Origin of the sequence: Acetobacter indonesiensis (assembly GCF_000963945.1) — a bacterium.
GTDB lineage: Bacteria > Pseudomonadota > Alphaproteobacteria > Acetobacterales > Acetobacteraceae > Acetobacter > Acetobacter indonesiensis.
Genome location: NZ_BAMW01000020.1, coordinates 1 through 8,939 on the forward strand (window position 1 = coordinate 1; position 8,939 = coordinate 8,939).

Annotated in this window: 10 protein-coding genes and 1 pseudogene; 6 read left to right on the forward strand and 5 right to left on the reverse strand. The window is 43.7% G+C overall.

Features of this window, described 5'->3' with window-relative positions; all coding sequences use genetic code 11:
• The first annotated feature begins 303 nt into the window (after window positions 1–303).
• The 3 genes from Abin_RS06800 to Abin_RS06810 all read left to right on the forward strand — a co-directional run bounded on the left by Abin_RS06800 (window position 304) and on the right by Abin_RS06810 (window position 2,546).
• Window positions 304–546, forward strand: a complete 243-nt coding sequence (locus tag Abin_RS06800; protein WP_048845616.1) for an AbrB/MazE/SpoVT family DNA-binding domain-containing protein — start codon at window positions 304–306, stop codon at window positions 544–546.
• Window positions 543–887 carry an endoribonuclease MazF gene (gene mazF, locus Abin_RS06805; RefSeq protein WP_048845617.1) on the forward strand — a complete coding sequence of 115 codons (345 nt, stop codon included), beginning with the start codon at window positions 543–545 and terminating at the stop codon, window positions 885–887. The genes Abin_RS06800 and mazF overlap by 4 nt, the downstream gene beginning before the upstream one ends.
• Window positions 888–953: 66 nt before the next feature.
• Entirely contained in the window at window positions 954–2,546 is a 1,593-nt protein-coding gene (locus Abin_RS06810; RefSeq protein WP_146867718.1) for a hypothetical protein, read from the forward strand.
• A 56-nt stretch (window positions 2,547–2,602) separates the two neighbouring features.
• Here the strand turns inward: Abin_RS06810 and Abin_RS06815 are convergent.
• Window positions 2,603–3,201: pseudogene (locus Abin_RS06815) on the reverse strand (IS5 family transposase); the annotation flags it as partial.
• 80 nt (window positions 3,202–3,281) lie between these two features.
• Here Abin_RS06815 and Abin_RS06820 point away from each other — a divergent pair.
• Window positions 3,282–3,443, forward strand: a complete 162-nt coding sequence (locus Abin_RS06820; RefSeq protein WP_158319895.1) for a hypothetical protein — start codon at window positions 3,282–3,284, stop codon at window positions 3,441–3,443.
• 603 nt (window positions 3,444–4,046) lie between these two features.
• On the opposite strand, the gene Abin_RS06825 is transcribed toward Abin_RS06820, so the two are convergent.
• The 3 genes from Abin_RS06825 to Abin_RS16080 all read right to left on the reverse strand — a co-directional run bounded on the left by Abin_RS06825 (window position 4,047) and on the right by Abin_RS16080 (window position 5,667).
• Complete coding sequence (locus Abin_RS06825; RefSeq protein ID WP_146867717.1) at window positions 4,047–4,340, reverse strand: hypothetical protein; 294 nt, start codon at window positions 4,338–4,340, stop codon at window positions 4,047–4,049.
• A 178-nt stretch (window positions 4,341–4,518) separates the two neighbouring features.
• Window positions 4,519–5,457, reverse strand: a complete 939-nt coding sequence (locus tag Abin_RS06830) for a tyrosine-type recombinase/integrase (protein ID WP_306297651.1) — start codon at window positions 5,455–5,457, stop codon at window positions 4,519–4,521.
• Window positions 5,458–5,520: 63 nt separating this feature from the next.
• Window positions 5,521–5,667 (reverse strand): hypothetical protein, encoded by a 147-nt coding sequence (locus tag Abin_RS16080; RefSeq protein WP_306297650.1) that lies wholly within the window; start codon window positions 5,665–5,667, stop codon window positions 5,521–5,523.
• Window positions 5,668–6,155: 488 nt separating this feature from the next.
• Here Abin_RS16080 and Abin_RS06835 point away from each other — a divergent pair, with 488 nt between their 5' ends.
• Window positions 6,156–6,380 (forward strand): type II toxin-antitoxin system Phd/YefM family antitoxin, encoded by a 225-nt coding sequence (locus Abin_RS06835; RefSeq protein WP_255319408.1) that lies wholly within the window; start codon window positions 6,156–6,158, stop codon window positions 6,378–6,380.
• A complete protein-coding gene (locus Abin_RS06840) occupies window positions 6,381–6,806 on the forward strand; it encodes a type II toxin-antitoxin system VapC family toxin (RefSeq protein WP_006560249.1) in 426 nt (141 codons plus the stop codon).
• Window positions 6,807–7,381: 575 nt separating this feature from the next.
• On the opposite strand, the gene Abin_RS06845 is transcribed toward Abin_RS06840, so the two are convergent.
• Window positions 7,382–8,308 (reverse strand): DUF3034 family protein, encoded by a 927-nt coding sequence (locus Abin_RS06845; RefSeq protein ID WP_255319407.1) that lies wholly within the window; start codon window positions 8,306–8,308, stop codon window positions 7,382–7,384.
• Window positions 8,309–8,939 lie beyond the last annotated feature (631 nt).

Here is an 8,939-nt window from a genome sequence, read left to right on the forward strand (position 1 = left end):
AGTTCCCAGACTGGGAAGACAACCGGGAAAGTCCCGTTCACCCATCACCATCCGGTTTTATGGCGTCTTTTCAAGGCTGTAGCGCAAAAGTCTGAGGGACTCGAACCCGCTCTTCTTTGGCGCAACCAACAACACAACCCATTGAAACAGAACGATAATTTCAGACAAAATCATCCTTCACATGGTGACTGCGGGTTCACTGTGCGGGCAAACCCGTGGGGCAGTCAAGAGAGGGATTTGTCTGGCCTCTGGTGATGATATGATGTATATACGACGTATAAACTTTAGTTGAGGAAAATCATCATGCAAGGAGTTGTCAGGAAATGGGGGAACAGTGCAGCCATACGTCTCCCTGCTGGCGTGCTTGAAGCCGTCAGTCTGAAGATTGATCAGGCCGTCGATGTGCGGGAAGAAGATGGACGCATCATTATAGAACCAGTCAGAGCAGTTCCTCTTAAACTGGAAGAATTAGTTTCCGGTATTACGAACGAGAACCGCCATGATGAAATGGACTTCGGTTCGTCTGTCGGTGGTGAAAGCTGGTGAGTGCCAAAGCAAAGACACTCTGGGTTCCTGATTGTGGGGAAATTGTCTGGCTTGAGTTTGATCCGCAGGCGGGCAGGGAACAGGCTGGGCACCGACCTGCTGTTGTGCTGAGTCCTGCCAGTTATAACGCTAAAGCTGGAATGATGCTGTGTTGCCCGACAACAACCAGAATTAAAGGCTATCCTTTTGAAGTTGCATTGGCTGGAAAAACTGCCAGTGTGGCTTTGTCAGATCAGGTGAGAAGTCTAGATTGGCGCGTGAGAAAAGCGAAACTTAAGGGCAAAGTTTTACCAGAAGAGCTTGAGGCCATCCGGCAGCGCGTCAGATTGCTGGTCGGGTGACGACATTGAATTAAACTCTTATTTATGATATATAAAAATATGCTAAATAGAAAAAGAAATTAACTGATGAATATAAAAAAATACATTAATAGTAAGATTTTATATATTATTTTTATTGTGTGGATATTAAATGTTGTGCTGTTAATGTCTTACCATGCTATGTGGCGTGACGAAGTAAGAAATTTTATGATAGCAATAGGTAGAACATCAAATATTCACTTATTGGGTAATCCGCATCCATTTCTGATTTACAAAATTCAACAAATTGGGTTTCTTATTACGAATTCTTTTCATGCATTACCAATTTTATCTTTTATTATATCGTTAATTGTAGTGTTTTTTGTTTTATTTAAATCACCATTTAGTTATGGTTTGCGGTGTTTAATCATATTTGGATATCCAATTCTGTATGAATATACAGTAATGTCAAGAAACTATGGCATTAGTGTTTTGTTGATGGTATTTTTTGCAATCTGCTTTTCATCATATAGGTATAAATATATATTCACAGGAGTAATTTTATTTTTCCTTGCAAATACAAACATTCATTCAGCAATAATAGTTCTTGTTTTTTCTATTTTATGGCCATTAAATTCCTGGTATCGGCATGATAAAACATGGAGTGAAGATTCTAAAAAGATTCTTATTAATAGTATATTTGGCATTGTTGGTTTTCTTGTGTGTTATCTAACTATTTATCCTGTACGTTATGATTTGGCAGCTGCTCATCCAATCGGCATTGCTGGAAAATTTAAAATTCGGTTTCTAAAGCATATAGCAGTTTATGGAAATAAGGAATTATTTCTTAACTATTTTCATAATAAAATTATAGCAACAATGTTATATGATATAATGAAAGTATCAAATATTTTATCTATAATACTATCTGTTTTTTGTTTGTTTGGAGATACTGTTTTATTTTCAACGGCGATTATAACACTTTTTTCATTCTTTATATTATTTTCAGTAGTTTATCCGGGTTCTTACAGGCACGAAGCCCTTTGGGTAATGCTTATGGTTTCGTTATTATGGATAAAGAAAAAATCAAATAATAAATCAACAAATAATAAAATAAATAAAATAGGAAATTTCTCATTTTATTTATTAATATGCTCTCAATTTATTTTTTCAATTATGTTTTCATATCATGAAATGATATTACCCAATAGTCGCTCAAAAGAATTTTACAAATTTTTATTAAGTAATGAATCGATAAAAAAATCTACAATTATTTCTTCTGTTGATTATATATTGGAGCCTATTCCATATTACACAGGAAATCATGTTTTTATGCTTTCATTGGATAATTTTGATTTTGTTGTTCCGTATAGAAATATATTTAACTACAATTTAGATGATTTACTACATGCTGCACAGAAGTTGGCAGTATGTAATGAGAGCCCTCCTTTGATTTTGATTGTAAATGATATTATGGATTCTAGACGTATCGCTCATAATGTCATGGATGAAAAATCCGAAAAATCCACAAGAAAGTATATGTATAATTATTGGACTTTCACTGTAACTAGAGAACAAAGAAAGCGATTTTTGGAAAATGCTCATGAAATAGCAAGATATCCTAATGGCTACCTTGAAGAGGGTTTTATAGTTTATCAATTGAACTATAATAATATCGATAGTAAAAAATGCAATAAATAGACTTTTTGAGATCTGGTATAAGATGTTTAATAGTGTGAATACACTAGGCTTAGGACTCATAACCAGAACATGATGGTTGCAGCGAGGCAGATGGCGGAAAAAAGACGGTTGGGCATCTGTCATAGCGTGTTGCGACCCGCCTCCAGTTCTTGAGCCTCCCGAACATAATCTCGATACGGTTGCGTCTTTTGTATTTCCGTTTGTCGTATTTTATCGGTTTCCCGCGGGATTTCTGCTCTGGAATGCAGGGTTTGATCCCTTTTTCCTTCGGAGCATTCCTGAACCAGTCAGCATCATAGCCTCAGTCCGCCAGCATCCATTCGGCTGGCGGAAGACCGTCCAGCGGGGCAGCCGCACCGGTGTAATCACTGATCTGGCCTGCTGTCATGAAGAAGTCGAGCGGACGTCCGTTCCGGTCGGTGACGGCATGCAGCTTCGTATTCATCCCGCCTTTGGTGCGCCCGATCAGACGGCCTGGAGCCCCTTTTTTAACTGCAGCCTCGAAGCCGTGCGATGTGCCTTGAAATAGGTCGCATCAATCATGATCGTCTGAGGCTCTGCATTGCCAGCAGCCAGTCCCATCCATCATGCGGATGAAGACCCCCATAGCACCCCAGCGCTTCCAGCGGTTGTAGAGCGTCTTGTGTGGACCGTATGCCGTCGCAAAGACTTTCACCAGCATGTAACTACACATTGCACGAGCCACCGCTTTACGATGAATTCAGGAAAAGATTTGTGGATCCTTTTTACCCTCATCAGCCCATAGGGATCATGCATCTGACCGGGCACCAGACAATAAGATCCAGTTCTGACGAAACATTGGAGTTTGAAAGTGTTCTGGGGCGATACTATCAGTTAAAGCCACGCTATAATGATAGAGAATACCAGATTATCTGAGGGAAATGGAAGTAATCTCATAGGGGATTCTCATAAAATCTTTTAGTGAAGATAAATTCTGGTTTATTGGAGTCAGGACGCCTCAACGTGGAGGATCCCTCTCCCCGTTGTAGCAAGGAGAGAGGGAATGCCCGTTTTTTCTGAGATAGAATTAAAGTAAGCAGACGCGATAGCGTAAATTCTTACTCTGTAATCGGCTCGTGTGTTGAATATTATTGATATGTGTTCAACCCCGATACAAACCATCAAAATATGCCCCTGAGTTGTCTGGTGTGGCTGGTCATTTAGACTTATCTGGCAGTATTTAAGGCTTTTCTTGAGGTGTTTTCGTGGGGACGTTTCTCTTCTCTTCAGAAAAGGAAAAGCTCATCGTGTGAGTGACAACGATCAATCAAAATATCATAGCCTTAACATCAGGAAATAGGAGTTCAAAAAACGGTTCTTCGATCCCTCTATCTTCCAGATACGTCACACGTAATCTGCTAGAGGGCAAAAGCGGGGAGTACTGTTTCTTTAATGGTTCTCAGTTTGTCATGGAGTCTGTTGCAATACTAAGAAAGCCATAGGCCCAGAGAAGATAGGTCATAAACAGTGCCGTCATGACTACGGTCCAATGTGCCATCTGTTTCTGGTTGCGTTGTTCGGTCTTGCGGGGACGGCCTGGCCGACGTTTGACGGTGATGGGTTCTGGCGTAGCAGGTTGATAGCCAGTTGTCCGCTGGTCGATAAACCATTCAGCGCGGCAATTGGAAAAGCCCTGTCCCGTTTGCCATAGGTGACGGAAGCTGGACCACGTCCTTCGCTTACCAGATTCCGTAATCGGCCATGACTAATACCCATATAGATTGCGGCATCGCGATAGCGCAAAACTTTAGGCGTGACGGATGACTGGGTCACAGATGCAGGACTCCCCCAAAGGACACAAGATTTCAGATTGTTTTTTTGGGAGAAGAACGGTGTTGACCCGTGAGAACTTGATAGCACAGGAAGAGAGATCAGAGAAAGAAAATTCTTTCTGACCTCTCGTTCCATTTTCTGGTGAAGAGATAAGGTTATTGCTGGAGATGAAGAGACTTCAGTCCTTCAGGGATTTATCTTCCGACAGCATACCCAATACACGTTCAGCTTCCTCAATCTGACGACTAATGTCTTCAGGTACGGGTTGATAATAGCGATCCAGTGATTTCAGGTCGCGATGGCCTGTAACGCGTTTGAGGTCGAGCGGATTAGGCAGCAATTTTGCTAACCGGCTGGTTGCTTCGTGCCTCAGATCATGAAAGGTCAGATCTTTCAATCCGGCATCTCGTACCATGCGGCCATATCGGACACTGAAAGCTGCTTCAGTTCCGACATCAAAGAGTGCCTGTGAGGGCTTGGGATGATGCGGAAGCGTTGCAAGTCTCTCGATTAGGAGGCGACGTGCGCCCGGTGTGAGAGGGCGTATCTCTGGTCCGTGCTCCTCCTGATGGCGGTGTGTTTTGGTCTTTCCGCTCTCACCGCCCAGTTTCAGGGTGCGGCGTTGAAGGTCGATGTCACCCCAACGCAGCTGTAGGGCTTCGCCGCGACGTGTGGCCTGTTCGATTGACCATCGCACAAGCCAGACGTCGTCAGGGTGGGGGGAGGCTTCGATGGCTTTGATCAGACGTTCAAATTCTCCTGGAAGGGAAATGTCCCGATTTTCCTGGAGACGACGGTTACGCTTTTTGTCAGCGCCTTCCGGACGTTTTACAACACGACCAGACGCATGGTTTATGATGGCAATGTCCCATTCCGAAATGGCATGCTGGATAATGGAGGCGAGAAGATTAAGGCGCTTCACCACTGTCGCGGCCGCATATCCGGCCGCGCTCATGCGTTCGCGGAAACCACGAACGTCTGCGGCAGAGAATTTCGATAATCGTACCGAAGACAGTGCGGTGTCACGCAGAATAGCTGGGATATGCCCGATCCGGTCTGCTTTACGGTCGGCCATGCACTCATCACGATATCGCTCGACAAGGGATGCAATCGTCATTTTGTCGAGGGGACGGGTATCTGTGAACTGGCCAAGTTCCGCCTTGGCGGTGGTCTCATTAAGCTAGTGCCTGGCCTGTGCCGCACTTGAGAAGGTTTCCTGTACCCGCCGACCATCGACCATTTTACGGGTCATGTATTGCTTTGGGCCACGATAGCTTACGCCGCGAGGGAGGGGGTTACCCGTAGCGGGATCCATGCGCCCGCTCATGACAACACCAGCAAGGGGGTTTTGTGTCATCGACCATGAGAGGAGTGTACGACGTTCCTCACGATGGTGCAAAATTGGTGCAAAAACTAATATTTTTTGGAGGAGTTTCGCCAAAAAAACACTGTAAAAACAATGGCGTCCCGTACGGGATTCGAACCCGTGTTGCCGCCGTGAAAGGGCGATAAGTAGTGACTAAATGGCTGGGTTATTCCGTTTAAATTGTTGATAACAGAAAGATTTATATCATTGAGTATCACTGGATGCAACAGGATATCACATCAGGGTGGGCCCAAATTGGGCCCAAGAAGTTACCGCTCTTTTGGGGTATCTAACGACATCTCTATCAGTTTGTGATGCCTCATTGGAGGGTTTGAGAGAGGTGCGATAGCTCGCCGCCACCCACATATTTCCATAGGCATATTGACGATCTCATGCTACAAAGTGACCAGTTTAATGGTTCGGAGTCTACGATGCAGACCGTCAATCTGGTGGAGGCTAAAGCTCATCTTAGTCGTCTGGTCGACCTAGCAAAGGATGGAGAGTCCGTCCGTATTCTGCGTCGCGGCAAGGTGGTTGCGCAACTCGTCAAACCTGAGCCCGTGCGTAAACGGATTGTCGTGAGTGCTCTGCGCTCACTGACCGACGCTATGACGCTGCAAACAGAGACTGCCGCGACCGCTGTCCGCGACATGCGTGACGAGGCGAGATATTGAGTGAGCGTCTATATTGATACATCGGTTTTGGTGGCGGCCCTGACCAATGAGCGGGAAACTTCCCGGATGCAGGACTGGCTTGGCGCTCAGGCACCTGAAGATCTTTTCATCAGCGATTGGGTCGTGACAGAATTTTCTTCTGCGCTATCGATCAAGCTTCGAACGGGGCAAATTACCGTCATCGATCGCGCGAACAGCCTGGCCATGTTCACGCGTTTGTGTGCTGACAGTATCGGGGTGTTGCCAGTGACCAGTCAGAACTTCCGAACGGCGGCAAGGTTTTCAGACCAGTATGCTCTGGGTCTGCGGGCCGGAGATGCCCTTCATCTGGCGGTTTGTGCGGATCATGGTGCGACACTGTGCACTCTGGATCGCCGTCTTGCCGATGCAGGCCCGCAGGTCGGTCTGGCAACTATGCTGCTGTAATCGAAATTGGCCGTAGCTGTAGCACTGACATTTCTTTCACGTTCGGAAAGAGAATGTTTATCGGGATCTACGCTCCAGCGCCAATATTAAGGCCACAGCTTCCAGATAAAGGAATTCTCTTTGGGATGATGGAGTGACGTTCACAAGATGGCATCCATCATGATCCAGAGGACTTTCCTATTGGAGTGTGGAATGTAGCTTCTACGAATTGTAAAAATCATTGATTTAGCATGTGATATCCGCCGTCCATTTCTGGTTGAAGGCGGTTGCGGAGAAACTGCTGTTCCAGCAGATTAGGTTCGATGGCATGATTCCGAGCAGATAGGCATCAGAGACATCGGGTTGTGATGGCTTCGATTTTTATAGTAAAATCGGAATCATTTTTCCTTAATAAAATCAACATGTTAAGGTATACGAACTGCGGGACTCGAACCCGCTCTCCGTGGTCGCAACAAATCAGACAACCCATTGAAACAGAACGATAATTTCAGATGAAATCATCCTTCACATGGTGACTGCGGGTTCACTGTGGGAGCAAACCCGTGGGGCAGTCAAGAATGACTTTAATTATTTTTTTAGAACCCTGTTTGTAGTGAAGCATATACGCCGGTTTGATCACGATAATTTGCAATTGTTCCTAACGAGACATAAGCAAGTGTTACGTTTAGATGCTTATTCACGAAATAGGTTGCATATGCGTCGAACCAATTACTTTCTGGAGTAGAGTTTTGGTTTCTCGGTTTTGTCCGATATTCAACTCCGACCACAAGGCCAGGAATAAAAGGAGGGAGATATCCTATAGATCCCTCAAACTCAGGCGAGTAGCGATCATGACGATCACCCGCAAAACCAAGGATACCCCATTGGTTACCTTTTGTAAGTCTTAGGGTTGTATCAAGTATAATATGTGCTCTTGAAAATATTTTAGTTGCGGCAAGATATACATCTGCTGCGTTGGTGTATTTTGCACCAACTTTATGAATAACTGTTTTGTCGCCATTATGTTTATACATAACTCCGATTGCCACTTGTGGAATGAGGCTTGTATCAGCTAGGTCACCTAGTAGTCGTGCTTTTGCACCGACAATATCTAAATCAAATTGATAGCCTTTACCGATGCCAATTTTTTTACCTGTACCGCCAGTTTGAAAAAAATTGTGAGTATAAGAGATCTCGACGCGGTTTTTAATGCCTATGAGTCCACCAATATTTTGGTTCTGGTAATCGGAAAGATTAACATAAGTATAATGAAATGCTGTGCCTAAGCCTTTAGAACTTCCGTATCCACCGATTGTAGCCCAACTGGCGATGCCGCCGCCGCTAGAGCCTTCTAAAGAACTCAGACCCGCGGTGCCGAGGGCTTTTTTTTCATCAAAAATTTTAAAGGCGGATGTTTCCGTGGTTTGCGCATTACATACATTTTGATTCAATATTAAAGGAATGAGGGCAGTAAAATATGGAAATAATTTTGTTTTATTACTCATAAGTATTTTGCGAAACATTTTTCACTTCCTTCTAAGGTGTCTGTTTCGGAATAGATTGTGATGAAATTATAGTTCCTGATTCGAAATAAAAAATCAATCACGAACATAGGCATTATCTGTTTTTAAGAAAGACAATTTTCTTTAAATTTGCAGAAAAAAAATAGGAACAAAGCCATACAATATAGATAATATGAAAGCTATTATATTCCAGATTTATGTTATTCTATTGTTATATATAGATAAAATTCAAAAACAAGCAGGCGGAAAAAATCTCAAAAATAAATAATTAATTATAAGTAATACTTTTTGCATAAAAAATACTTGCGGGGGTAAAGGCAAATATTTTGTTTGTCTTTGTATTTAGCAATCAATGTCTGTTGATTGTTTGGAGTATTATTTTTAATTTCCGAAATTTGAATTTTGAAATAGCAGCCAGCGGACGCATTGTGTTCGCTGGTTTGGAAACTGGTCAGGAGGAGCGCAAAGCTGCTCCCATGAATCCCCTTTTTTCCATACGCGTACTCCCAGTAAGGTGCAGGGTAAAAAGGATAGTTTTCTATGCTTCAGGGGGTCAACGGGGGAGGAACTCCCCTTTGCCTGCTGTCGAATGGGTAGCCATTCGACACTGCTGGCTCCCTTTTAAAACGTT

Bases quoted from the DNA above. Each gene is read 5' to 3' on its own strand.
- Abin_RS16080 (WP_306297650.1), bottom strand. From the start codon at position 5,667: ATGAGCGGGCGCATGGATCCCGCTACGGGTAACCCCCTCCCTCGCGGC.
- Abin_RS06830 (WP_306297651.1), bottom strand. From the start codon at position 5,457: ATGACGATTGCATCCCTTGTCGAGCGATATCGTGATGAGTGCATGGCC.
- Abin_RS06845 (WP_255319407.1), bottom strand. From the start codon at position 8,308: ATGTTTCGCAAAATACTTATGAGTAATAAAACAAAATTATTTCCATAT.
- Abin_RS06810 (WP_146867718.1), top strand. From the start codon at position 954: ATGAATATAAAAAAATACATTAATAGTAAGATTTTATATATTATTTTT.
- Abin_RS06800 (WP_048845616.1), top strand. From the start codon at position 304: ATGCAAGGAGTTGTCAGGAAATGGGGGAACAGTGCAGCCATACGTCTC.